Below are 22,737 nucleotides of genomic sequence, written 5' to 3'. Positions count from 1 at the left end.
AACATGCACACGAGCGTTACAGCGTCTTTTGCGCGTCCGACAGGACACGCGGCGCTGTAATGTATGTCTGGGGACGCCTCGCCCGCATGATGGCCACGGCGCGCAGCCGTGGCCCTTATCAAATCGGCGATCAGAGCCGGCTGGCCTTTCGCTGCCTGCCGACCGACATCGATTTCAACAGCCATCTCAACAATGCGCGTTACATGATGCTGGCCGATCTTGGCCGCATCGATGTCTTTCTTCGCGTCGGTCTTGTCGCGCTCGCGCGGCACAACGGCTGGGCGCCGATGATCGGCGGGCTGCAATCGGCCTATGTGCGCGAGATCAGGCTGTGGCGCCGCTTCGAGGTGGTCTCGTCGATCGAGACCTGGGAAGGCACTTCCGTAATCGGCAAGCACCGCTTCGTCCTCGATGATGGCGAGACGGCAGCGCTGATCCTGACCACCGGCGGCGTCTATGACCGGCGCGGCCGCCGCTTTCTCGAGATCGAGGAGGTCGTCGCGGCGCTTGGCCATTCTGCTCAACCGCGCCCGCCGACCGAGTCCGAGCGGGCATTCATCATCTCGCACCGGAACCTCCGCGAGCAGGCCAAGCGGGCCTGATCGAGCACGCGTTCAATGTTCGGCCCGAAAGGTTTTGCCCAGATCGACCGCGTCGCCAAAATAGTGCCGGAACACATAGAACAGAGGATTCCAACGCGCAGTGTCGACGTGGTTTGTTCCCGGCACGACGATGCTGCTGTGCGCATGAACCCGCCGCACGTCTACCTCCATGATGAGGTGCGCCGAGGATGCGCCTTGCTGCTTCGCGCTGAGATGGCAGGTCAACAGGCGTGTTTCGAACTGCAGGGGGCATTCTGCGATGCGCGGCGTCAGGATCAATTCGCTAGGCTGGACCGCAAAGCCGCCTAAAGCGAACTTGTCGGCCTCATGAACGAACCCCAATTCGGCCTTATGGGGTGGAACTGGATTCACACCCGTCGTGCGCGCGATCCGTTCGACATTCGCCCAGAGGCTGGCCGATGGAAAATTGAGGGTGCATTCGCCATTCCGCAGAAGATTGATGGCGCCCTGTGTCGCCGAACTCAAGCCGAGGACCACGCATGAACCCAAAGCCCACGCGGACGACATGGGTGTGATGTTGGCGGTGCCGTCACGGTTTCGGGTAACCATCAGGACGACAGGCGTCCCAAAATAAAGAACGGATGGTGCGATGGATTGGTGGTTCGGCAACATGAGCAGTCCTTCGTAATTCGAGAACTGCACCCTACCAGGCTGCGCAAGGCGACGTTTCGGCCGGGGTCGAACGATGCATTGCCCACGCGGCGGCTCGCGGGTGCCGGCGCCCGGAACAGGATCGAGCCCATCGATCCTGCGGGAGCGGGCGACTTTCTCTCCAATCCGCTGTCCGCGCCGGTGGACAATCGAATGGGCGCGCGCTAGACAGCATTGAGGCATTTTTTCCTGTTTTCGAAGGAGAGCGGACTTGCTCTCACACGATAGCGTCTGGGCCGCAATCGATGCTCTTGCCGAGCGCTATTCGCTCTCGGCTTCCGGTCTCGCCCGCCGCGCGGGCCTCGATTCGACCGCCTTCAACAAGTCCAAGCGCCTGTCCTCCGACGGCCGGCCGCGCTGGCCTTCGACCGAATCGCTGGCCAAGATCATCGAGGCCACCGGCGCCTCGCTGGAAGAATTCACCGTGCTGGTTGAGGGTCGCAGTGCCTCCGCTGCGCCGCCCCCGCGTATGGCCGTCCCGCTGCTTGGCTTCGCCCAGGCCGGCGCCGGCGGCTTCTTCGACGATGCCGGCTATCCGTCGGGGCAGGGTTGGGATCTGATCGAGCTTCCGGCGCGGGCAGCGGAAACCTCCTATGCGCTGATGGTCCAAGGCGATTCCATGCTGCCGCTCTACCGCAACGGCGACGTGCTGATCGTCGAGCCGGGCGCGCCGACGCGCAAGGGCGACCGCGTCGTCGTCAAGACCACCGCCGGCGAGGTGATGGCCAAGGTGCTCGACCGGCAGACCGCGAAGTCGGTCGTGCTGGTCTCGCTCAACCCCGCCCACCCGGACCGCGACATCCCGATGAGCGAGGTGGAGTGGGTGGCGCGGATCGTCTGGGCAAGCCAGTAGGTCCGGGCTGGTGCGGGTCCTCCATCTTGCGCTGGCGCTTGCGGCGGTTCCGGCAATGGCGGCGCTGGTGGTCGCCGGAGGCCGCTCGCTGAAGGGCAGCGAAAGCGTCGTCGCGATCGATCAGATCGATCCGGCCGATGCCCTTCTAGAGCAAGGCGCCGATATGGCGCCTCAGGAACCGACCACTGCGGAACCGGTGACGTCCGCCATTCTGGCGCCTGCCGCGCCGCAGCCGCCGAAGCCGGTGGCGCATTCGCGGGCGATCGATCCCGACGTGGTGGCGCCACCCGAAGTGCCCGTCGAGGAACTGGAACGGGCCGAGCCGCGCGCGCCGCTTAGCGAGCTGGCGCTGGCCGGTCCGCCCAAGCCGCGGAAAACGAAAATGCCGGATGGCGGGGAAGGCACCAAGCTGTTCCAGCCCATCGCCACCGCCGCCGGCATGATCAAGGCCAAGGATTACTCTATCGCAGTCTCGGGCATCGACATCGTCAAAGAGGACGAGACCTGCAGCGATGAGGGCAAGCCCTGGGACTGCGGTGTTCGCGCCAGGACCGCATTCCGCGCTTTCCTGCGTGGCCGGACCCTGGTCTGCTCTGTGCCGCCGCAAGGCGGGCAGAAGGCCATAGCGGTCAAGTGCTGGGTCGGCAACAAGGATGTCGGTCTGTGGCTGGTGGAAAACGGCTGGGCCCGCGCGGCGCGAGGCGGCCCCTATGTCGAGGCGGGCGACAAGGCGCGCGCGGCGAAGAAAGGCATTTTCGGCGCCGCTCCGAACCTCGGCGGCCTGCCGGCATTGCCGGCCGCTACCAGCCCGGCGCCCACCGCGCCGAGTTCCATCCTGCCGGCGGAAGATGGCGCCGTTACGCCGCCAACTGACCAGCCAGGGCCCGCTCAATGAGCGCGCGCGTTTCCGCGATGCCGTAGAGCGCCGCGAAAGAGCCGAAACGCGGCCCCCGTTCCTGTCCGATCAGCACCTGATAGATCATCTGGAAGAAGGCGACCGACACGCCCGGTCCGCCTTCCGGGCTTTGCTTGGAATGGTCCTGATAGCGCTCGATCCGCCGCGCGACGTTGAGCGCCGCGTTCTGGATCGCTTCGCCGTCCGCGCCCTGCGGCAGCGCGCCGAGCGCTTCCGAAAGCTTCGCCAGCGCCTCGCGCTCCACCTCGTCGGCGGCGCGATAGACCTTGGTCGGCTTTACGAAGTCGTCGAAATAGCGGATGGCATAGCCGGTCAGCCGGTCGAGCTCGGGGTGCGTGTGCGGCGTCACGCCGGACGCATGGCGCGAGATGAAACCCCACAGCACCGCCTTGTCATGCGCGTTGGAGGCGCTGACCAGATTGAGCAGCAGCGCGAACGGGACCGGCAGGTCGATGGCCGGCGGATTGCCGTCATGCATGTGCCAGACCGGGTTGCCGAGCCGCTCCTTCCATTCCTGGCGTGGATAGGCGGACAGGAAGGCGTAATATTCGTCGACCGCCTTCGGGATAACGTCGAAATAGAGCTTCTTGGCCTGCCGCGGCCGCTGGTACATGTAGAGGCCGAGGCTCTCGGTGGGCGCATAGGTCAGCCACTCGTCGATGGTGAGCCCATTGCCCTTCGACTTCGAGATCTTCTGGCCGTTCTCGTCGAGGAACAGCTCGTAGACGAAATGCTCCGGCGCGCGGCCGCCGAGGATGTTGCAGATGCGGTCGTAGATCGCCGCATTGGTCTGGTGGTCCTTGCCGAACATCTCGAAATCGACGCCGAGTGCTGCCCAGCGCATGCCGAAATCCGGCTTCCACTGCAGCTTCACATGGCCACCGGTGACGGGCAGCGTGGTCTCGGTACCTTCGTCGTCGAAGGTGATGGTGCCGGCCTCGGCGTCGACATGCTTCATCGGCACGTAGAGCACGCGGCCGCTTTTCGGCGAGATCGGCAGGAATGGGCTGTAGGTCGCCTGGCGCTCCTCGCCGAGCGTCGGCAGCATCACCGCCATGATCTCGTCATAGCGCTCGGCGGCGCGCAGCAGCACTTCGTCGAAGCGCCCGGACTTGTAGTATTGTGTCGCGCTGGCGAACTCATAGTCGAAGCCGAACGTGTCGAGGAAGCGGCAGAGCATCGCGTTGTTGTGGTCGGCGAAGCTCGCATAGTCGCCGCCGAAGGGATTGGGCACCGATGTAAGCGGCTTGTGCAGGTAGGGCTCGAGCGCTGCGCGATCCGGCACGTTGTCGGGAATCTTGCGCATGCCGTCCATATCGTCGGAGAAGCATAGAAGCTTGGTCTTGACCTTGTCCTGCGTCAGCACGCGGAAGGAGTGCCTCACCATGGTGGTGCGCGCCACCTCGCCGAAGGTGCCGATATGCGGCAGGCCGGATGGACCGTAGCCGGTCTCGAACAGAACGGTATCGGGAAAGTCCTTGTTCTTGTAGCGGGCAATGATCTTCTTGGCCTCTTCGAACGGCCATGCCTTGCTTTCGGCGGCGGCCGCAAGCATCTCGGCATTGAGATCGATGATGTTTGATCCCGTCATGTCACTTTCCAGGCTCATGCGCCGGCCAGATGTGTCGGCTTGGCGGCGCGCAAAGATTTTCACCCGGTCTCTAGGCGCGGCGGGCCGGAGCGTCAACGATTTGCGGCGCTTTTCCTTGCGGCGCCTCAATGGCAATCCTACGTTGAGGCCTCACCATCAAGGAGTTTTGAATGCCTTTGACGCCGCATGAAGCCCTGATCTATCTCATGGTCATTACTTCGGCGTCCGACCGCGACATGACCGATGTCGAACTGGCGCGGATCGGAGACGTCGTCCGTTCTTGGCCTGTGTTTGTCGATTTCGCCAGCGACAGGCTGGTCGGCGTGGCTCAAGCTTGCCAGCAGGCCCTGCACGACAAGGACGGGCTGGAAGGCGTCCTTGCGCGCGTCGCCGATGCGCTGCCGGAGCGGTTGCGTGACACCGCCTATGCCGCCGCTTTCGAGGTCGCGGCCGTCGATCTCGAAATGCGCATGGAGGAGGTGAGGGTGCTGCAGCTCATCCGACGCGAGCTCGATCTCGACACGCTCACAGTGGCGGCGATCGCCCGTGCGGCGAAGGCCCGCCTGCGCACACTCACCTAGAGCATGATGCCGAAAAGTGTGAAGCGGTTTTCGGACGACATCATGCTCTATCTCTTTGATTTAGAGCCGGATTCAGATTTCAGGCCGATTCGACCTGAAATCATCCGGCTCTAGAAAAAACTCACCGGGAAATAGCGCAGGTAGAACTCGGCGAAGGTTCCCTTGATCGAGATTTCCTGCAGCGCGTAGTCGAAGGCGGCGGCCAGTGCCGTGTCGCCCGCCCTGGTGGCGATCGCCATGCCCGAGCCCAGATATTCCGGCGCGAGATACGGCCCGCCGGCAAAGCGGCAGCAACCGGCCGCATCCGAGCCTCCCAGCCAGAAGGCGAAGCGCATGCCGTCGCCGAAGGCGGCATCGATCCTGCCGGCCTTGAGGTCCGCGTAGAGGTCCTCGGGCTTGTCGAAGGGCACGACCTGCACCGTGCTGAAATAGTCGCGCAGCATCTTCTCATGCGCCGAGCCGGCGATGACGCCCACCCGCTTGCTGCGCAGCTTGTCGAGGACCGGCTCGGTCAAGGCCTTGGCCTTCGGCATGATGAAGCGCGCCGGGAACTGCAGGTAGGAACGCGAGAAGGCGTATTTCTCGCGGCTTTCCGGCGTCGCCGCGATGCCGGCGATGATCGCCTCGCCTTCGCCTTTCTGCAGCGCATCGTCGAGCTCGTTCCAGGGCAGCGCCTGGACCTGGCATTTCTCGACGATGCCGAGTTCGGCGCAGATCGCCCGCGCCAGGTCGATGTGAAAACCCGACAGCCGGCCGGAGCCGTCGAGGAAGTTGAAAGGCGGAAAATCGGTGGTGGTGAGGAACCTAAGCCTCGGCAACGCCGAAAGATCGGGCTTGGGCAGCCGCTCCTTGGCATCCCACAGCACCGGAACCTGCGGCTCCGCGGCTTGACTCGCGGCGGCAAATGGCAACGCTCCGATCAGCGCCGACAGCAGGGCCAGAAATATGCATCGGAATGTCACGATAACGCTCCGCCCAATCATGTCCTCGGCTTTTCGTACGAAAACAGAGCAGGCACAATTTGTTTTTGATTTCAAACGGGCGAATTAGGCGTATGGTTTTAGCACGTTTGCAAGTTTGAGCGCGCGCCGGCAACGGGGGAGTTGCAGGCGTAGCGAAGAAGCTTGCGGTCCGGGGTTGATGGCGAAGGGTGGTTCGGGCATCTACCATCGGTACGAAAAGCAGAAGCAACATGGGGTAGATGTTGCGATGAGCATGTTCGATAGAACTCTGGAATACATAGACCAATTGCAGCACGCCAACACTGCTTCGGCAGTGTGCGAGCGGCTGCTCGGCGTCACCTCGAATTTCGGGCTGACGGCGCTGATGGCCGGAACGGTGCCGCAACCCGGCACGCCGCGCGGCCAGCAGAAGGACCACGTGCTGCTCTGCGACTGGCCGGGCGAGTGGCTGGAGCGCTACGTGGCGCGCAACTATGTCGACCATGATCCGGTCGTCAGCCACATGAAGCAATTGCAGGCCCCGTTCCAGTGGCGGGAGGCTTCGCAGGCCATCGTCATCGACAAGAGCAGCGACGAGGTCATGGGCGATGCCCGCGAGTTCAAGCTGCGCGACGGCCTCGCCTTCCCACTAGTCACGCTCGACGGCCAGATCGTCATGGTCTCGCTGGGTGGCGAGTCCGTTGAACTGTCGGACGTCGAATTCGGAATGGTCTCGCTGGTGTCCACCTACGCCATCGGCCGCGCCATGCAGCTTCACACGATGGCCGGCAAGGTCGTCGACCACATCGAACTGACGCCGCGTGAGCGCGAATGCCTGCAATGGGCGGCTGTCGGCAAGTCCGAGTGGGAAATTTCGCAGATTCTCGGCATTTCGGAGCATACCTCCGAGAAACACCTTCTCAACGCGAAGAGCAAACTGGGCGCCGCCAACCGTGTGCAGGCAGTCGCCGAGGCAATTAGGCGCGGCTATATTAGCTAGATCGGCCGGTGCTGGCGCAGAAATAGTCGCCTGCGCATTCGACTAATATTTTAAGCAAGGGCGAGCCGTATCCTTGTCTTAAGAGAGGGCTAATACTTTCTTAACGCCAAAGCAAACTGGGCGTCGCCAACCGCGTGCAGGCGGTCGCGGAGGCGGTTAGGCGCGGCTATATTCGCGGGGTCGGTCGGTGTCGACCTAGAAATTCTTGCCTACGCGATCGCGTAATATTTTCGGGAGAGCCCGGCCGTATCTTCCTCTCAAGCCCAGGAGACGGCTAATGCTTTTTTCCCTCACAACTCAGGAATTGATGGAGCGCCCCGATCTGTGGGAAGCGGTTCACCGCCTGCGCTACAAGATCTTCGTCGAGGAGATGGGCTGGACCGATCTCGACCGCCCGGACGGCCTCGAGATCGACCAATTCGACCATGACGAGGCCGAGCATCACCTCGTCATCCGCAACGGCGAGCTAGCCGGCTACCAGCGCATGCTGCCGACGACGCGGCCGCACCTTCTGACCGATGTGCTGACGGACCTCTATGAGGGGACGCCCCCCTCGGGGCCGCGAGTCTGGGAGCTGACTCGCTATGCGGTGGCGCCGGGCTTCCGTGACGGCAAGCGCGGCGTCTCGACGGTCGGCACCGAGCTGATCGCCGGTTTCGTCGAATGGGGCCTCAAGCGCAACGTCAACCAGGTCATCATCGAGTTCGAACCGATGTGGGTGCTGCGGGCGCTGCAGCTGCACTTCCTGGCGACGCCGCTCGGTTACCAGCGCACCTATGGCAACCAGCAGGTGGTGGCGACGCTGCTCACCTTTTCCGAGCATACGCTGGAGGTGGTGCGCCAGCGCCGCAATCACTTCCCGCCGGTGCTGATGAGAGGCTATCCCGGCCAGCTCGGCCTCAGACAGGCTTCGTGAAGGAGGTTGTCATGAGCTTCCACCCCGAACCTGAGCTGCGCGGCCACACGCTGGTCGTTACCGTGTCCTCGCATGACGGCCGGCCGGTGCTGGACAGGCACGCCTATGCGAGCCTCGCCAAAACCTTCCACGAGGCCGCCGTCGATGACGAGGTTCGCGTGGTCGTGCTGCGCGGCCTTGCCGGCTGCTTCTGCCTCGGCGGCGACTTCTCGGAGTTCCTCGACGCCGCCAAGCACCAGCAGCTGATTGCCGCCGTCACCGATATGTTCCGCATGCTTGCGACCTTTCCCAAGCCGGTCCTTGCCTGCGTGGACGGGGATGCCGTCGGCGTCGGCTGCACCATCCTGTTCCACTGCGACATGGTGATTGCTTCCAGGGGGAGCACGTTCAGGGTGCCGTTCGTCGATTTCGGCCTGGTGCCGGACGCGGCAACCAGCATCCTGGCGCCCCAGAAGCTCGGCTACGCCGGCGCCTTCCGCTTCTTCTGCCTGGGCGACACGCTGGGCGTCGACGACGCCAAGGCGCTCGGCCTTGTCGGCGAGATCGTGGAAGGCAGCGCCGAGGAAATGGCCCTGGCGCGGGCAAGGCAGCTCGCCAAGAAGCCGGTTGCCGCGCTGTTGCAGACGCGCGGCCTGCTCAAGGGGGATACGGACGTTCTGTGCGACCGCATTGACCATGAGATATCGCTGTTCCAGCAAGCGCTGCAGGACGACGCCACGCTGAAGCGGTTGCAGCGGATCGCCCGCCTCGCGGCGTGACACCTTGGTGGAAAGTCTCAGCGCCGCGTACCCGAGAAGGTGCGCGGCGCTGTAATGTTGGCCGGAGGCACGGTGCAAGCTATTTCTCCAGGAACGACGGCCCTTCGCCGATGATCTTCTTGTCTTGCTTGCCGACGGCGTCGAGGTCGCGGCCGTCGTAAGGCAGCGACGAAAGGATACGCTGCATCACCGCAAGCCGCGCACGGCGCTTGTCGTTGGCGCGCACGATGATCCAGGGCGCGAACTCCTTGTGAGTGCGCTCGAACATCAGGTCGCGCGCCTTGGTGTAGTCGTCCCATTTGCTGATGCCGGCGATGTCGATCGGCGAGAATTTCCAGTTCTTCAATGGCGACCAGCGGCGGTCATGGAACCGTTCGAGCTGCGTCTCGCGGCCGATGTTCAGCCAGAATTTGAAGAAGTGGATACCCTCGTTACAGATCATGCGCTCGAAATGCGGGGTCTCGTCGAGGAATGTCTCGTGCTGTTCCGGGGTACAGAATCCCATGACCGGCTCGACGCCGGCGCGGTTGTACCAGGAGCGGTCGAAGGTGACGAACTCGCCGGAGGTCGGGAAGTGGTCGACATAGCGCTGATAGTACCATTGGCCGTGCTCCGTCGGCGTCGGCTTGGTCAGCGCCACGTTGCGCGCCGTGCGCGGGTTCATGTACTGCCGCAGCACGAAGATCGTGCCGCCCTTGCCGGCCGCGTCGCGCCCCTCGAACAGCGCCATCACCCGTTTGCCGGTCGCCTGCAGCCAGGCCTGCGCCTTGACCAATTCGATCTGCAGCCGCTCGAGTTCCTTGTCGTACTCTCCACCCTTCATCTTCTTGTCGTAGGGATAGCCGCCGGCGGTCAGCTTGTTGTCCTCGACCCAGTCCGGGAGCACCGGGTTGTCGATGTCGAACTCGCGTTCCTTACCGCCGATCCTCATCTTGATCGGTCCTGCGGCAGGTGCCGCGTCGGCATTTTCCTCGGCTTTTTTCATCGAGACGAACCTTTCCAGCTTGCAGACTCGTGCTATGGGAGCCTCTGAGGCGTTGCGTCCGTCTGGACGCGCTGTAGCACTTTGATTTTGCGCATGAACATTCCAGAAAATCGATTCCGATTTTTGTGGGTCATGCGCCGGTCCGGTCGGGGACCTTTCACCGACGGAGATACGGGGCAGCGCATGGTCGATAAGGGCGCAGACCAGAAAGGCGCAATACCGGCAGCGGTAGCCCGGCTCCGGCGCAGCCGTTGGTTGCTGGCCGCGGCCATGGTCGCGGTCCTCGGCGTCTATGGTTTCGGCGGCCTTTCGATCTTTGTGCCGCTGCTGGCCCTGGCGTTGCTGGTCGCGGCCGCAATGCTGCCGGCCGAAGCCGAGCGGCAGTCAGCCAACGGTGCTGCCGCAATCGAAGTCGGCGGCCTGCAGCGGCTGTCCGGCGAATATCTGGCCGCCGCCGTTGCCGATCCGCTGATCATCTTCGACCGGACCGCCACGATCGTCCACGCCAACGCGGCGGCCTTTGCCGCCTTCGGTGGGCTGGCGCCCGGCATGTCGCTGTCGCTCAAATTCCGCGCGCCGGAAATGCAGGCCTTGCTTGACGGCATCGTCTCGGGAACTATGGCGTCCGATGTCGTCGACTACACGGAAAAGCTGCCGGTCGAGCGCACATACCGGGTGAGCGCGTCCTCGGTCGGCCATGCCACCGATCTCTACGTGCTGGTGTTCAAGGATCAGAGCGAAGCGCGCCGCATCGACCGCATGCGCGCCGACTTCATCGCCAATGCCAGCCATGAGCTGCGCACCCCGCTCGCCTCGATCGCCGGCTTCGTCGAGACGTTGCGCGGGCCTGCCCGCAACGACGCGGCGGCGCGCGACCAGTTCCTGCAGATCATGCAGAACCAGACCGGCCGCATGGCGCGCCTGATCGACGACCTGTTGTCGCTGTCGCGGCTGGAGATGAAGCCCTATTTGCGGCCGGGAACCGCGGTCGACCTTCGTCAGACCATCGACAGCGTCATCGACTCGCTCGCGCCGCTGGCCAACGAGAACGGCATTGCCATCGAGCGGGACTTCACCGATGGGGCGATTTCCGTGCCCGGCGACCGCGACGAACTCTTCCAGGTGTTCGAGAATCTCTTGGAGAATGCCTGCAAATACGGCCAGTCGGGCGGACGCGTCACCGTGTCGATCGCACACGCCGAGGACGGCCAGGACCCAGGCATCGACGTGACCATAAGAGACTATGGTCCAGGCATTGCCGAGGAACACATCCCCCGCATCACGGAGCGCTTCTACCGCGTCGACGTGGAAAACAGCCGGACCCAGAAAGGCACCGGCCTTGGCCTTTCGATCGTCAAGCATATATTGACACGTCATGACGCAAGGCTGTCGATCAAGACGGAAGTCGGCAAGGGCGCGGCGTTCACGGTTCATTTGCCGGCTCAGTGATCCTATATTGGTTGCCAACCGGCATTTTCTTTTTTCTGTCATCTGGCTCGCGTATCAGCGACAGATTGAGGGAACGCACCAGCCGGCAGAAACCGGGAAGGCATATCGATGCAGTCCGCCCACATTGTCAGTGCCTATGACGAAGAACTGAAATTCCTGTCGAAGCGCATCGCCGCCATGGGCGGGCATGCCGAGCGCATGGTCGAGCAGGCGGTCGCGGCCCTCGTGAACGCCGATCCGGGTTTGGCACAGAAAGTCATCCACGACGATCTCGTCCTCGACGAGGGGCAGCGCGAGATCGACGACAAGGCGATCATCATCATCGCCAGGCGGCAGCCGATGGCGACGGACCTGCGAGAGATCGTCGGCGCCATCCGCATCTCGGCCGATATCGAGCGCGTCGGCGATCTCGGCAAGAACCTCGCCAAGCGCGTCGCGGCGGTCATTGACGGCCGCCAGCCGAGCAGCCTCTTTCGCGGCCTCGAGGCGCTGGCCGATCTGGCGTTGACGCAGCTCAAGGAAGTGCTTGACGTCTATGCCTCGCGCTCGGTCGAGAAGATCGGCTTCGTGCGCGACCGCGACGATCAGATCGACGCCATGTACACCTCGCTGTTCCGCGAACTTCTGACCTATATGATGGAAGATCCGCGCAACATCACGCCCTGCACCCATTTGCTGTTCTGCGCCAAGAACATCGAGCGGATCGGCGACCACGCCACCAACATCGCCGAAACCATCTATTACATCGTCACCGGCGACCAGATGCCGGCCGAACGGCCGAAGGGCGACAAGACCGACCAGGTGGTGGTGCCTGGCCCAGCATCGGCCAAGTGACGCAGTATCGACGACCCAATATCGGCCAAGTGAACAGCGGCCACTCGAACGGCTTTCTAATTTAGGCTAAGCTCCTCCAGGTGCAGCGATTTTGTCAGTCGCCGTCTCGGGAGGTTTGCGATGGAACAAGTTCGAAACCTGACCCCGGTCCCGCAGCCGACATCCGGCATTGTTGCGTCCAGCGTCTATTCCGCCGGCAAGCGCGTCGCCGACATCACGATCGAAGAGGCCGGCCCATGGGCGGCAAAGCCCGGCCATGTGGTCTGGATCGGTCTGCTCGAGCCCGACCGCAACCTGCTGCTTAGGGTGCAGGCGCAGTTCCACCTGCATGATCTGGCGATCGAAGACGCCGAGCATCCGCATCAGCGGCCGAAAATCGAACAGTACGGCGATGCCTTGTTCATCGTTGCCCGCACAGCGCAGCTGATCGATGGCCGCGTCACCTTCGGCGAGACGCATCTCTTCGTCGGCACCGGCTATATCGTCAGCGTCAGGCACGGTCCCTCGACCTCCTATGCCGCGGTGCGCCAGCACTGGGAAAGCTGCCCGTCTTCGCTCGCCAAGGGCGAGGATTTCGTCCTCTATGCCATTCTCGACTTCATCGTCGACAATTATATGCCTGTGCTCGAGCAGATCGAGGATGAGGTCGAGCAGATCGAGGACAAGGTGCTACTGAAGCCGATGAGCGGTGGCGACATCGAGCGGCTCTACATGCTGCGCCGCGATCTGCTCAGGCTGCGCAACGCGGCGCTGCCGCTGGTCGAGGTCTGCCGGCGGCTGACCAGCGCCGAGCTGCCGCAGATCCATGCCGCCATGCATCCGCTGTTCCGCGACGTGACGGACCACATCCGCACCGTGCAGGAAAAGATCGACAGTCTGCGCGAGGTGCTCGCCTTCGCCTTCGAGGCAAGCCTTCTGGTCGGACAGAGCCAGGAAACGGCGATCTCCAAGAAGCTTGCCTCATGGGCGGCCATTCTGGCGGTGCCGACGGCCTTCGCGGGCATCTACGGCATGAACTTCAACGACATGCCTGAACTGAAGATGGAATACGGCTACCCGACCGTGCTGATGGCGATCGCGCTGATCTGCGCGTTCCTGTATTGGCGGTTCCGGAAGAATGGATGGTTGTGAATAGTGAATAGTGAATAGTGAATAGTGAATAGTGAGAAAAGGATACTTCACGCGACCTCTATTCGGCCGCATATCCATTCACCATTCACCATTCACCATTCACCATTCACCTCGCCCGCCGCCTCTCCGCCGCCGGCTGAAACGCGACGCGCGAGTGATACTTGCAGTACGGCCCGGTTTCGCCCGCGTCGTTGCCGCAGAAGCTGAAGTCTTCCGACAGGGGATCGCCGTTCGGCCACTTGCAGGTGCGCTCGGTCAGCTCGACGAGTTGCAGGTTGCGCGAGATTGGCACGACAACGTTCTCGACCGGGCGGATATAGTGGCGCGCCACCGGCTCCGCCTCGAACTGCACCTGCAGAGCGGTCGCGCCGATGGAGGCCGTCACATGACGGGCAGCGCTGGCGGCACGAGCCACGGACTTCTGCATCGAGGCGCCCTGCGTGGCCTTCTTCTGCCGTGCCGGCGCCGCGGTCGCGCGGCCGCGGCCCGACAGTTTCAGGCGATGCACCTTGCCGATGACGGCATTGCGGCTCACTCCGCCGAGCTGCGCCGCGATCTGGCTGGCGCTGAGACCCTCCGACCACAATTTCCTGAGAAGTTCGACCCGCTCGTCAGTCCAGTTCATGAGACCGCGCTCCTGCTGAGGCGTGCGGCGGCCAGAATCCTTTCCCGAGCCGGCTCTCGCCGGGCAAACGACACCACATGTACCGGGTGATTAGATCCGCCGCACGAAATCTAGTTATTTCTCGACTACAATTACCTTATGCGCTGACTCGGTGACAAGAGTCCCCAGGGCAACACCGATTCGGTTTTTACGGTTTTCCCCAACTTGCCCAACCGCTGATGGGCCGGCGCGGCGCTGGAGCCCTGCCGCGCGCTTCTGCGCGACCTTTTCGTTGACTTCATGGCCGAAAAACATGATAAGCCGCAAAGGCCGCCGCATTGGCGGCTTTTTTGATTTCCGGTTCCGGAGACGCATATAATGAGCGGTTCGGCGCTTTACGAGACTTTTGCTCGCGCACCCCTGGCCTTCGACCGCGGGGAGGGGACCTGGCTGGTCACCGATAAGGGCGAGCGATATCTCGACTTCGCCGGCGGCATCGCCGTGAACTCGCTGGGCCACAGCCATCCGCACCTGGTCGCGGCGCTCACCGGGCAGGCGGCCAAGCTGTGGCACGTCTCTAACCTCTACGAGATTCCGGAGCAGCGCAGGCTGGGCGAAAGACTGGTCGATGCAACCTTCGCCGACAAGGTGTTCTTCACCAATTCGGGCGCCGAGGCGCTGGAATGCGCCATCAAGACGGCCAGGCGCTACCAGTTCGTCAAAGGCCATCCGGAGCGTTTCCGCATCACCACTTTCGAGGGCGCCTTCCACGGTCGCACGCTGGCGACGATCGCCGCCGGCGGGCAGTACAAATATCTTGAGGGTTTCGGTCCGAAGGTCGAGGGCTTCGACCAGGTCGCGTTCGACGATATCGACGCCGCCGAGAAGACGATCACACCGGAAACCGCGGCCATCCTGATCGAACCCGTACAGGGCGAGGGCGGCATCCGCCCGGTGCCGCCGCAGTCGTTGAAGCGGCTTCGGCAGCTCTGTGACCGCCACGGCCTGCTTCTGATCTTCGACGAGGTCCAGTGCGGCATCGGCCGCACCGGCAAGCTGTTTGCGCATGAGTGGGCGGGCGTCACGCCTGACCTGATGGCGATCGCCAAGGGCATCGGCGGCGGTTTTCCGATGGGTGCCTGCCTCGCAACCGACGAGGCGGCGGCCGGCATGACGGCCGGCGTGCACGGTACCACTTTCGGCGGCAATCCGCTGGCGATGGCGGTGGGCAATGCCGTGCTCGACGTCGTGCTGGCCGACGGCTTCCTCGAGGACGTTCAGCGCAAGGCATTGCTGCTGAAGCAGGGACTGGCGGCGGTCGCCGACGAATTTCCCGAGATCATCGAAGGCATCCGGGGAACCGGCCTGATGCTTGGGCTGCAATGTGCCATGCCCAACGCCAAGGTTAACATGGCGCTGCGCGACCAGCATTTGCTTGCGGTGCCGGCGGGCGACAACGTCATCCGGCTTTTGCCGCCGCTCACCGTCACCGACGAGGAGATCGGCGAAGCGCTGAAGCGCATTCGGTCGGGCGCCAGGCGCCTGACCGACGCGATTGCGGCCGAAGCCGCGAAGTAGTTCTGGAATCTGCCGATGAGCGTTCGTCACTTCACCGATCTGTCCGCCGTTTCCGCAGGCGATCTGCGCATCATGCTGGACGATGCGGTGGCGCGAAAGACCAGGCTCAAGGCCGGCGAGCGTTCGAAGCCGCTCGAAGGCAAGGTGCTGGCGATGATCTTCGACAAGCCTTCGACGCGCACGCGCGTTTCCTTCGACGTCGGCATGCGCCAGCTCGGCGGCGAGACCATCATGCTGACCGGCACCGAGATGCAGCTCGGGCGTTCCGAAACCATCGCCGACACCGCCAAGGTGCTGTCGCGCTATGTCGATGCCATCATGATCCGCACCACCTCGCATGACCGGCTGCTTGAGCTCACCGAGAACGCCACCGTTCCGGTGATCAATGGGCTGACCGACGATACCCATCCCTGCCAGCTGATGGCCGACATCATGACCTACGAGGAGCATCGCGGTCCGGTGGTCGGCAAGACCTTCGCCTGGACCGGAGACGGCAACAACGTGCTGCACTCGCTTCTGGAAGCCTCGGCGCGGTTCCGCTTCAATCTCAATGTCGCGGTGCCGGAGGGCAGCGAGCCGTTCGAGAAATATGTCGATTGGGCGAAGGCCAATGGCGGCAAGGTGAGGTTTGCCGGCTCGGCCGAAGAGGCCGTGGACCAGGCGGATTGCGTCGTCACCGACAGCTGGGTGTCGATGGGCCAGGAGCACCGCGCCCGCGGCCATAACGTCTTCCTGCCCTACCAAGTCAACGCCGCGCTGATGGCGAGGGCGAAGTCCGACGCGCTTTTCATGCACTGCCTGCCTGCCCATCGCGGCGAGGAAGTCACCGACGAGGTGATCGACGGACCGCATTCGGTGGTATTCGACGAGGCCGAGAACCGGCTGCACGCCCAGAAGGCGGTGCTGGCCTGGTGCCTGGGCGCTTGACAGGGGCGGGCTTGATCCGCGCCAACTTGATCCGGCGATATGTGATGCCTATTTGCGGGCCATCACTGAAATCGAACGCGCTTCGATCTATGCCGCCTGGAAAGCGGGATGGACGCGCCCCGGAGTTTTGTCATGCTGGAAACGCATTCCTTGGCTGAGCATCAACCCAAACTCGGCGAATTCGGCTTCGCAGGCGACGACCATGTCGTGCCTTACGAAGTAGCGCCCTTGGATGTGCGCGGCCGCACGGTGCAGCTCGGGCCGATGCTCGACGCCATTCTCAGCCGCCACGAATATCCCGAGCCGGTCGCGCGCCTGCTGGCGGAGGCCTGCGTGCTCACCGTGCTGCTCGGCACGTCGCTGAAATTCGAGGGCAAGTTCATTCTGCAGGCCCGCACCGACGGACCGGTCGACATGCTGGTGGCGGACTTCACAACGCCGCATTCGTTGCGCGCCTATGCGCGCTTCGACGCCGACCGGCTGCAGGCGCTGATTGGCTCGGGCGAGATCTCGCAGGAGAAGCTGCTCGGCGCCGGCGTCCTCGCGCTGACCATCGATCAGGGCGCGCACACGCAGCGCTATCAGGGTATCGTCCAACTCGACGGCACGTCGCTGGAAGAAGCCGCGCGCACCTATTTCCGCCAGTCGGAGCAGATCCCGACCGATCTGCGGATGTCGGTTGCGAAGCTGGTGACGCCGGGCCCCGGCGGGCCTCGCGAGCAATGGCGCGCCGGCGGCATCCTGGCGCAGTTCCTGCCGCAGGCGCCCGAACGCATGCGCGTGCCCGACATTTCCGGCGGGGACGGCGATCCGCGAGACGTGGCACACGAACCGGCCGACAATTCCTGGCGGGAACTCTTGGCGCTGCTCGCCACGATCGAGCCGACCGAGCTCATCGATCCGACGGTGGGCGCCGAGCGGCTGCTCTACCGGCTGTTCCACGAGCAGGGCGTGCGCGTCTTCCGCGGTGTGCCGGTTGCCGACCAGTGCTCCTGCTCGCGCGAGAAGATCCGAGGCATTCTCGAAGGCTTTTCGGCCGAGGAGATCAAGGACTCGACCGAGGACGGCGGCATCCATGTCGCCTGCGAGTTCTGCTCGACGCAGTACGACTTCGATCCGGCGGAGTTTGCTGCGGAGTGAGAAAGCTCCGGTTCCTCCCCCCGCTTTGCGGGGGCGAGGAACTCGAGTTTTTAGTTCACCGTCCTCTTCGTCCCCGGCATATCGAGCGAGAAAGCCGGAATGGCGACGTCGAACGTCTCGCCGCGGCCGTTCCGCATCGTGTAGTGGCCGACCATGATGCCGGACGGCGTCGAGAGTGGGCATCCCGACGTGTACTGATAGCTGTCGCCGGGGTTGAGCTCCGGCTGGTCGCCGACCACGCCCTCGCCGCGCACCTCTTCGACGCGGCCACGCCCGTCGGTGATGTGCCAGTAGCGCGACAGAAGCTGCACGAACTCGTCCGACTGGTTGTCGATCGTCACCTGGTAGCCCCATACATAGCGGTTCTCGGACGGATCGGAACGGTCCTCCAGATAGAACGGCCTGACCTGCACTTCGATGTTGCGCGTCACGGCACGATACATGAGCCACTCCGGTGCCGCCGCAGGGAAACATTTGTCGCGCTTCGCGGTTCTACCTCCGCAGCGTGGCCAACCTGCCGGCTTTTCCACCGCAAGTGCCGACAAACAATGTCATTTAAGTGACACATGACAATGTTGGTGTGCACAAACCGTGCGGGCGACTCGGGCGCTCTGTCGAGTGATTGAAACGGCCGCGGGCGGCCTTTCCGGAGTGACCAGATCTCGATGGAACTGACCTTTGCAGCCGCCTTTGCCTCCTCGGCCCTTCTTTTTTCCAACCTTGCCAGCATCCTGTTCGCTTCGTCGCGGCTGAAGGCTCGTCGCGTCCTTCCCGCGCCCTCCGGCGAGCCGCCGCCGGTCTCGATCGTCGTGCCGTCGCGCGGCGTCGAGCCGTTCACGCAGGAGACGCTCAACCGCGCCTTCTCGCTCGACTGGCCGAGCTATGAACTGATCTTCTGCGTCGCCAATGGCGAAGACCCTGTCGTCAAGCTGATCGATGCCGCGACCGCGCGCTTTCCCAAGGTTCCGGCGCGGCTGCTGGTGGGCGATGACAGGATCAGCGCCAATCCCAAGCTCAACAACTGCATCAAGGGCTGGCAGGCGGCGCGGCACGACTGGGTGATCCTCGCCGATTCCAACGTGCTGATGCCCAAGGACTATGTCCAGCATCTGATGGCGGCCTGGCGGGCGGACACCGGCCTCGTCTGCTCGACGCCGATCGGCTCGCGGCCGGACGGTTTCTGGGCCGAAGTCGAATGCGCCTTCCTCAACACGCTGCAGGCGCGCTGGCAATATGCCGGCGAAGCGCTCGGCCTTGGCTTCGCCCAGGGCAAGAGCATGCTGTGGAACAAACCGATGCTGGATGCAAATGGCGGCATCCAGGCTTTAGCCGCCGAGATCGCCGAGGACGCGGCGGCGACCAAGCTGGTCAACAGCCTTGGCCTTCGGGTCAATCTCGTCGCTTCGCCCTTCGAGCAACCGCTCGGCCAGCGCACGCTCGCCGAAATCTGGTCGCGCCAGGCGCGCTGGGCCCGCCTGCGCCGCGTCACCTTCCCATTGTTCTTTGCGCCCGAAATCCTGACCGGTGTGGTCGTGCCGCTGCTCCTGGCGCTGATCGCGGCGGCAAGCGCCGGTGTCAGTCTGCCCACGACCGCGCTTTGCGTGCTGGCGATCGCCTATGTGCTCGAATGGCTGCTCGCCTGGTCCAAGGGCTGGTATCTGTCGCCGCGCAGCGTCACCGCGATGATCGTGCGCGACGCGATGCTTCCCGCCATCTGGGCGCGCGGCTGGCTTGGCGGGGCCGTCGAATGGCGTGGCAACGCAATGACCATCCGCAACAGCGGGATGACTGAACTCGAAGAGATTGCTTGAGCCAGCTGCGGCTCAAGCGTCCTCTTTGCCGCCGTGGCGGTTCATTCCTTCGCCGCCTTCAGCGCCTGTTCGATGTCGGCGAGCAGGTCGTCGGTATCCTCCAGCCCGACGGAGAGCCTGAGCGTGCCTGGTCCGATGCCAAGCTCGGCGCGCGCCTCGTCGCTGAGGTTCTTGTGCGTCGTCGTCGCCGGATGCGTGATCAGGCTCTTTGCGTCGCCGAGATTGTTCGAGATCAGCACGATGTCGAGCGCGTTCTGCAAGGCGAAAGCGGCCTGCTTGCCGCCCTTGACGTCGAGGCAGATCAGCGTCGAGCCGCCGGACATCTGCTTCCTGACGATATCCGCCTGGGGATGGTCGGCCCGGCCCGGATAGATGAGGCGGGCGATCTCCGGCCGGCCGGCCAGGAAATCCGCGATCTTGCCGGCGCTTTCGGTCTGCTGGCGCACGCGCAGCGGCAGCGTCTCGAGGCCTTTCAGCAGCGTCCATGCGTTGAATGGCGACAGGCTCGGGCCGGTGTGCCGGAAATAGTCGTGCAGGTTCTCGTCGATCCACTTCTTGTCCGACAGGATGACGCCGCCGAGGCAGCGGCCTTGTCCGTCGATATGCTTGGTCGCCGAGTAGACCACGATATGGGCGCCGAGCTGCAGGGGCTTCTGCTGCAGCGGCGTCGCAAAGACGTTGTCGACGATCACGCGCGCGCCGATCGAATTGGCGAGGGCGGCGACAGCAGCGATATCGACCACTTCCAGCGTCGGGTTGGTCGGGCTTTCCAGGAAGAACAGCTTGGTGTTCGGCCTGACCGCCTTTTCCCAATTGGCGATGTCGGTGCCGTCGATCAGCGTCGCCTCGATGCCGTAGCGCGGTGCCAGCGTCTCGACCACCCAGCGGCAGGAGCCGAACAGGGCCCGCGCCGCAACGATGTGGTCGCCGGCCTTGACGCTGCAGAGCAGGGCGGCGGACACTGCGGCCATGCCGGAAGCGGTGGCGCGTGCGTCTTCCGCGCCTTCCAGCGCGCACATCCGCTTCTCGAACATATCGACGGTCGGGTTGGCGTAGCGCGAATAGATGAAGCCGGGCTCCTCGCCCTTGAAGCGGGCTTCCGCCGCTTGCGCCGTCTCATAGACATAGCCCTGGGTGAGATACATCGCCTCCGCGGTCTCGCCGAAGCCGGAACGCAGCGTCCCGCCATGCACGAGTGCCGTCTGAGGCTTCCAGTTACGCGTCTTGGTCATCGCCCTGCTTCCAAACACAAAAAAACCGGCCGCGACGTCGCAACCGGTCCATACGGCCTTGCGGCCCGACGGTCCTTTAGCGACTTGTTTAACGTGGCTGCAAGCCGACCGGCCAAATCACCACGGGATAACGACCCTTTAGACCCGCACCGCGCTTGCGTCAATTGCCGGCTTGATTAAGAGGGTTGTACCAGGCAGCTTCCGCAAAAGTGTCCCGCGGTTTTGCGACAGGAACTGCGACGATAATGACAGCGCCCGGAGCCAGACATTGCGGCAGACAGGCATTCTTCCCGATCAGGACATCGCGGCGCTCTTCCAGTCGGGCGCGCTGAAATCGCCGCGCGCGCTCGACACCAACCAGATCCAGCCGGCCAGCCTCGATCTGAGACTGGGCGACAAGGCCTTTCGCGTGCGCGCCTCCTTTCTGCCCGGTCCCGATCATCTGGTGGCCGATAAGCTGGACCGGCTGAAGCTGCATGAGATCAACCTCGCCGAGGGCGCGGTGCTGGAGACGGGCTGCGTCTACATCGTGCCGCTGCAGGAAAGCCTGGCGCTGCCGGCGGAAGTCTCGGCTTCGGCCAATCCGAAGAGCTCGACCGGACGGCTCGACATTTTCACCCGCGTCATGACCGACCGCGGCCATGAGTTCGATAAGATCGCCGCCGGCTATCATGGCCCGCTCTACCTCGAGGTCAGCCCGCGCACCTTCCCGATCGTCGTGCGCGCCGGCTCGCGCCTGTCGCAGATACGCTTCCGCACCGGCAACGCGGTGCTGTCGGAGAATGAGTTGCGTGACCTCCATCACGCCGAGATGCTGGTTGCGACCGAGCCGCCCAACATCTCCGGCGGCGGCATTGCGCTCTCTATCGATCTCGACGGCGACAAGGACGGCCTTGTCGGCTATCGCGGCAAGCACCACACCGGCCTCGTCGACGTCGACAAACGCGCCGCTCAGGATGTGGTCGACTTCTGGGAACCGCTCTACAAGAGCGGGGCCGGCGAGCTGGTGCTCGACCCGGACGAGTTCTACATCCTGGTCTCTCGCGAAGCCGTGCACGTGCCGCCGCTCTATGCCGCCGAGATGACGCCTTTCGATCCGCTGGTCGGCGAGTTCCGCGTCCACTATGCCGGCTTCTTCGATCCGGGCTTCGGCCATTCCGCCGCCGGCGGCAGCGGCAGCCGCGCGGTGCTCGAAGTGCGCAGCCACGAGGTGCCGTTCATCCTCGACCACGGCCAGATCGTCGGCCGCCTCGTCTACGAGCATATGCTGAAGCGGCCGCAGGCGCTCTATGGCAGCGAGCTGGGCTCCAACTATCAGGCGCAGGGGCTGAAGCTCTCCAAGCATTTCCGCGCCGCGCGCTGATCGCCGCAAGCTGTGCTTGCCTGGCTTGGCGCGCCGTGCTTGGCTGGGTCTGACCATGTAGCACCTGAACGCAAGGGGATGAAAATGCGGACATCCAGATGGATCCTGTCGGCCGCGGCCGCCGCCATGCTGGCGCTCGGCGTCGGTTCGGTAGACGCGGCCGAAAAGATCAAGATCGGCACCGAGGGCGCCTATCCGCCCTTCAACACCATCACGCCGGACGGCAAGGTCGAGGGCTTCGACATCGACATCGCCAATGCGCTCTGCGCGCAGATGAAGGTCGAATGCGAGATCGTCACCCAGGATTGGGATGGCATCATTCCGGCCCTGCAGGCCAAGAAATTCGACGCCATCATCGCCTCGATGAGCATCACCGAGGAGCGCAAGAAGCAGGTCGCCTTCACCCACAAATACTATACCACGCCGCTTTCGCTGGTCGCCCTGAAGGACAGCGACATCGCCTCGACCGAGCCGGCCTCGCTTGCCGGCAAGACGGTCGGTGCCCAGGCCTCGACCACCCAGGCCAACTACGCCCAGGACGTCTACGCCAAGGCCGGCGCCGAGGCGAAGCTCTACCCGACCCAGGAAGAGGCGGTCACCGATCTGCTCAACGGCCGTCTCGACGCCGTCATCTCGGACAAGTTCGTGCTGGTCGACTGGATGAAGAAGGCGAGCGACGGCTGCTGCAAGCTGGTCGGCGACGTCAAGGGCACCGAGACCGAGGCCGGCATCGCCGTGCGTCTGGAGGACACAGCGCTTCGCGACAGGCTGAATGCGGCAATCGACGCTATCGTTGCCGACGGCACCTACAAGAAGATCCAGTCGAAATATTTCGACTTCGATATCTATTGAG

General features: G+C 63.8%; 23 protein-coding genes and 1 riboswitch. Of the genes, 16 read left to right on the top strand and 7 right to left on the bottom strand.

Annotated elements, in window-relative coordinates; all coding sequences use genetic code 11:
* Positions 1-59: 59 nt before the first annotated feature.
* Positions 60-602: a thioesterase family protein gene (locus CK220_RS25555; protein WP_095814168.1), complete on the top strand. Its 543-nt coding sequence runs from the start codon at positions 60-62 to the stop codon at positions 600-602.
* Positions 603-614: 12 nt separating this feature from the next.
* Here CK220_RS25555 and CK220_RS25550 read toward each other — a convergent pair whose 3' ends face one another.
* Positions 615-1,235, bottom strand: a complete 621-nt coding sequence (locus tag CK220_RS25550; protein ID WP_095814202.1) for a flavin reductase — start codon at positions 1,233-1,235, stop codon at positions 615-617.
* Between the two features lie 250 nt (positions 1,236-1,485).
* Between CK220_RS25550 and CK220_RS25545 the strand changes: the two genes are divergently transcribed.
* Both CK220_RS25545 and CK220_RS25540 read left to right on the top strand, forming a co-directional pair.
* Positions 1,486-2,127 (top strand): helix-turn-helix transcriptional regulator, encoded by a 642-nt coding sequence (locus CK220_RS25545; RefSeq protein WP_095814167.1) that lies wholly within the window; start codon positions 1,486-1,488, stop codon positions 2,125-2,127.
* Between the two features lie 10 nt (positions 2,128-2,137).
* Entirely contained in the window at positions 2,138-3,022 is an 885-nt protein-coding gene (locus CK220_RS25540; protein ID WP_245429397.1) for a thermonuclease family protein, read from the top strand.
* Here the strand turns inward: CK220_RS25540 and CK220_RS25535 are convergent.
* Positions 2,985-4,634 (bottom strand): lysine--tRNA ligase, encoded by a 1,650-nt coding sequence (locus CK220_RS25535; RefSeq protein WP_095814200.1) that lies wholly within the window; start codon positions 4,632-4,634, stop codon positions 2,985-2,987. The genes CK220_RS25540 and CK220_RS25535 overlap by 38 nt on opposite strands.
* 170 nt (positions 4,635-4,804) lie before the next feature.
* Between CK220_RS25535 and CK220_RS25530 the strand changes: the two genes are divergently transcribed.
* Positions 4,805-5,215, top strand: coding sequence for a tellurite resistance TerB family protein (locus CK220_RS25530; protein WP_095814166.1), 411 nt, complete (start codon positions 4,805-4,807; stop codon positions 5,213-5,215).
* Positions 5,216-5,325: 110 nt separating this feature from the next.
* On the opposite strand, the gene CK220_RS25525 is transcribed toward CK220_RS25530, so the two are convergent.
* Complete coding sequence (locus tag CK220_RS25525) at positions 5,326-6,198, bottom strand: transporter substrate-binding domain-containing protein (protein ID WP_095814165.1); 873 nt, start codon at positions 6,196-6,198, stop codon at positions 5,326-5,328.
* 226 nt (positions 6,199-6,424) lie between these two features.
* On the opposite strand from CK220_RS25525, the gene CK220_RS25520 reads away from it, so the two are divergent.
* The 3 genes from CK220_RS25520 (at position 6,425) to CK220_RS25510 (ending at position 8,830) form a co-directional block, all read left to right on the top strand.
* Entirely contained in the window at positions 6,425-7,156 is a 732-nt protein-coding gene (locus CK220_RS25520) for a LuxR family transcriptional regulator (protein WP_095814199.1), read from the top strand.
* A gap of 277 nt (positions 7,157-7,433) precedes the next feature.
* Complete coding sequence (locus tag CK220_RS25515) at positions 7,434-8,072, top strand: acyl-homoserine-lactone synthase (protein WP_066996739.1); 639 nt, start codon at positions 7,434-7,436, stop codon at positions 8,070-8,072.
* 11 nt (positions 8,073-8,083) lie between these two features.
* Positions 8,084-8,830 (top strand): enoyl-CoA hydratase-related protein, encoded by a 747-nt coding sequence (locus tag CK220_RS25510; protein WP_095814198.1) that lies wholly within the window; start codon positions 8,084-8,086, stop codon positions 8,828-8,830.
* A gap of 79 nt (positions 8,831-8,909) precedes the next feature.
* On the opposite strand, the gene ppk2 is transcribed toward CK220_RS25510, so the two are convergent.
* Positions 8,910-9,815, bottom strand: coding sequence for a polyphosphate kinase 2 (gene ppk2, locus CK220_RS25505; RefSeq protein WP_095814164.1), 906 nt, complete (start codon positions 9,813-9,815; stop codon positions 8,910-8,912).
* A gap of 183 nt (positions 9,816-9,998) precedes the next feature.
* Between ppk2 and CK220_RS25500 the strand changes: the two genes are divergently transcribed.
* From CK220_RS25500 to CK220_RS25490, 3 genes are all read left to right on the top strand, one after another.
* Positions 9,999-11,264, top strand: coding sequence for an ATP-binding protein (locus CK220_RS25500; RefSeq protein WP_095814163.1), 1,266 nt, complete (start codon positions 9,999-10,001; stop codon positions 11,262-11,264).
* A 108-nt stretch (positions 11,265-11,372) separates the two neighbouring features.
* Positions 11,373-12,098 (top strand): phosphate signaling complex protein PhoU, encoded by a 726-nt coding sequence (phoU, locus tag CK220_RS25495; RefSeq protein ID WP_095814162.1) that lies wholly within the window; start codon positions 11,373-11,375, stop codon positions 12,096-12,098.
* A 120-nt stretch (positions 12,099-12,218) separates the two neighbouring features.
* Positions 12,219-13,229, top strand: a complete 1,011-nt coding sequence (locus tag CK220_RS25490; RefSeq protein WP_095814161.1) for a magnesium and cobalt transport protein CorA — start codon at positions 12,219-12,221, stop codon at positions 13,227-13,229.
* A gap of 106 nt (positions 13,230-13,335) precedes the next feature.
* Here the strand turns inward: CK220_RS25490 and CK220_RS25485 are convergent, their stop codons facing one another.
* The gene (locus CK220_RS25485; protein ID WP_095814160.1) at positions 13,336-13,854 is read right to left on the bottom strand and encodes a GcrA family cell cycle regulator; all 519 of its coding nucleotides are present in this window, start codon (positions 13,852-13,854) and stop codon (positions 13,336-13,338) included.
* Positions 13,855-14,211: 357 nt separating this feature from the next.
* Here CK220_RS25485 and CK220_RS25480 point away from each other — a divergent pair, with 357 nt between their 5' ends.
* The 3 genes from CK220_RS25480 to CK220_RS25470 all read left to right on the top strand — a co-directional run bounded on the left by CK220_RS25480 (position 14,212) and on the right by CK220_RS25470 (position 17,478).
* Positions 14,212-15,411 carry an aspartate aminotransferase family protein gene (locus tag CK220_RS25480; RefSeq protein ID WP_095814159.1) on the top strand — a complete coding sequence of 400 codons (1,200 nt, stop codon included), beginning with the start codon at positions 14,212-14,214 and terminating at the stop codon, positions 15,409-15,411.
* 15 nt (positions 15,412-15,426) lie between these two features.
* Positions 15,427-16,338 (top strand): ornithine carbamoyltransferase, encoded by a 912-nt coding sequence (gene argF, locus CK220_RS25475; protein ID WP_095814158.1) that lies wholly within the window; start codon positions 15,427-15,429, stop codon positions 16,336-16,338.
* Positions 16,339-16,446: 108 nt separating this feature from the next.
* Complete coding sequence (locus tag CK220_RS25470) at positions 16,447-17,478, top strand: Hsp33 family molecular chaperone (RefSeq protein WP_095814157.1); 1,032 nt, start codon at positions 16,447-16,449, stop codon at positions 17,476-17,478.
* 50 nt (positions 17,479-17,528) lie between these two features.
* Here the strand turns inward: CK220_RS25470 and apaG are convergent, their stop codons facing one another.
* Positions 17,529-17,921 carry a Co2+/Mg2+ efflux protein ApaG gene (apaG, locus tag CK220_RS25465; protein ID WP_095814156.1) on the bottom strand — a complete coding sequence of 131 codons (393 nt, stop codon included), beginning with the start codon at positions 17,919-17,921 and terminating at the stop codon, positions 17,529-17,531.
* Positions 17,922-18,143: 222 nt separating this feature from the next.
* Between apaG and CK220_RS25460 the strand changes: the two genes are divergently transcribed.
* Entirely contained in the window at positions 18,144-19,289 is a 1,146-nt protein-coding gene (locus CK220_RS25460) for a ceramide glucosyltransferase (RefSeq protein WP_095814155.1), read from the top strand.
* 41 nt (positions 19,290-19,330) lie between these two features.
* Here CK220_RS25460 and CK220_RS25455 read toward each other — a convergent pair whose 3' ends face one another.
* Positions 19,331-20,521 (bottom strand): O-succinylhomoserine sulfhydrylase, encoded by a 1,191-nt coding sequence (locus CK220_RS25455; RefSeq protein WP_095814154.1) that lies wholly within the window; start codon positions 20,519-20,521, stop codon positions 19,331-19,333.
* 56 nt (positions 20,522-20,577) lie between these two features.
* Positions 20,578-20,655, bottom strand: a riboswitch (SAM riboswitch).
* A 134-nt stretch (positions 20,656-20,789) separates the two neighbouring features.
* On the opposite strand from CK220_RS25455, the gene CK220_RS25450 reads away from it, so the two are divergent.
* Both CK220_RS25450 and CK220_RS25445 read left to right on the top strand, forming a co-directional pair.
* The gene (locus CK220_RS25450; RefSeq protein WP_095814153.1) at positions 20,790-21,884 is read left to right on the top strand and encodes a 2'-deoxycytidine 5'-triphosphate deaminase; all 1,095 of its coding nucleotides are present in this window, start codon (positions 20,790-20,792) and stop codon (positions 21,882-21,884) included.
* Between the two features lie 84 nt (positions 21,885-21,968).
* A complete protein-coding gene (locus CK220_RS25445) occupies positions 21,969-22,736 on the top strand; it encodes an ABC transporter substrate-binding protein (RefSeq protein WP_095814197.1) in 768 nt (255 codons plus the stop codon).
* Position 22,737 lies beyond the last annotated feature (1 nt).

This window comes from Mesorhizobium sp. WSM3860, from assembly GCF_002294995.1.
GTDB lineage: Bacteria > Pseudomonadota > Alphaproteobacteria > Rhizobiales > Rhizobiaceae > Mesorhizobium.
Note: the sequence above shows the minus strand (reverse complement) of the source record. Positions and strands in the feature narration are given on the sequence as shown.

What these genes read in the sequence shown, in the direction of transcription:
- CK220_RS25515 (WP_066996739.1), top strand. Translation starts at nt 7,434, where the DNA reads ATGCTTTTTTCCCTCACAACTCAGGAATTGATGGAGCGCCCCGATCTG.
- CK220_RS25445 (WP_095814197.1), top strand. Translation starts at nt 21,969, where the DNA reads ATGCGGACATCCAGATGGATCCTGTCGGCCGCGGCCGCCGCCATGCTG.
- CK220_RS25460 (WP_095814155.1), top strand. Translation starts at nt 18,144, where the DNA reads ATGGAACTGACCTTTGCAGCCGCCTTTGCCTCCTCGGCCCTTCTTTTT.
- apaG (WP_095814156.1), bottom strand. Translation starts at nt 17,921, where the DNA reads ATGTATCGTGCCGTGACGCGCAACATCGAAGTGCAGGTCAGGCCGTTC.
- CK220_RS25525 (WP_095814165.1), bottom strand. Translation starts at nt 6,198, where the DNA reads ATGATTGGGCGGAGCGTTATCGTGACATTCCGATGCATATTTCTGGCC.
- CK220_RS25455 (WP_095814154.1), bottom strand. Translation starts at nt 20,521, where the DNA reads ATGACCAAGACGCGTAACTGGAAGCCTCAGACGGCACTCGTGCATGGC.
- phoU (WP_095814162.1), top strand. Translation starts at nt 11,373, where the DNA reads ATGCAGTCCGCCCACATTGTCAGTGCCTATGACGAAGAACTGAAATTC.
- argF (WP_095814158.1), top strand. Translation starts at nt 15,427, where the DNA reads ATGAGCGTTCGTCACTTCACCGATCTGTCCGCCGTTTCCGCAGGCGAT.
- CK220_RS25535 (WP_095814200.1), bottom strand. Translation starts at nt 4,634, where the DNA reads ATGACGGGATCAAACATCATCGATCTCAATGCCGAGATGCTTGCGGCC.
- CK220_RS25490 (WP_095814161.1), top strand. Translation starts at nt 12,219, where the DNA reads ATGGAACAAGTTCGAAACCTGACCCCGGTCCCGCAGCCGACATCCGGC.
- CK220_RS25555 (WP_095814168.1), top strand. Translation starts at nt 60, where the DNA reads ATGTATGTCTGGGGACGCCTCGCCCGCATGATGGCCACGGCGCGCAGC.
- CK220_RS25510 (WP_095814198.1), top strand. Translation starts at nt 8,084, where the DNA reads ATGAGCTTCCACCCCGAACCTGAGCTGCGCGGCCACACGCTGGTCGTT.
- CK220_RS25480 (WP_095814159.1), top strand. Translation starts at nt 14,212, where the DNA reads ATGAGCGGTTCGGCGCTTTACGAGACTTTTGCTCGCGCACCCCTGGCC.
- CK220_RS25470 (WP_095814157.1), top strand. Translation starts at nt 16,447, where the DNA reads ATGGACGCGCCCCGGAGTTTTGTCATGCTGGAAACGCATTCCTTGGCT.
- CK220_RS25500 (WP_095814163.1), top strand. Translation starts at nt 9,999, where the DNA reads ATGGTCGATAAGGGCGCAGACCAGAAAGGCGCAATACCGGCAGCGGTA.
- CK220_RS25520 (WP_095814199.1), top strand. Translation starts at nt 6,425, where the DNA reads ATGAGCATGTTCGATAGAACTCTGGAATACATAGACCAATTGCAGCAC.
- CK220_RS25550 (WP_095814202.1), bottom strand. Translation starts at nt 1,235, where the DNA reads ATGTTGCCGAACCACCAATCCATCGCACCATCCGTTCTTTATTTTGGG.
- ppk2 (WP_095814164.1), bottom strand. Translation starts at nt 9,815, where the DNA reads ATGAAAAAAGCCGAGGAAAATGCCGACGCGGCACCTGCCGCAGGACCG.
- CK220_RS25485 (WP_095814160.1), bottom strand. Translation starts at nt 13,854, where the DNA reads ATGAACTGGACTGACGAGCGGGTCGAACTTCTCAGGAAATTGTGGTCG.
- CK220_RS25530 (WP_095814166.1), top strand. Translation starts at nt 4,805, where the DNA reads ATGCCTTTGACGCCGCATGAAGCCCTGATCTATCTCATGGTCATTACT.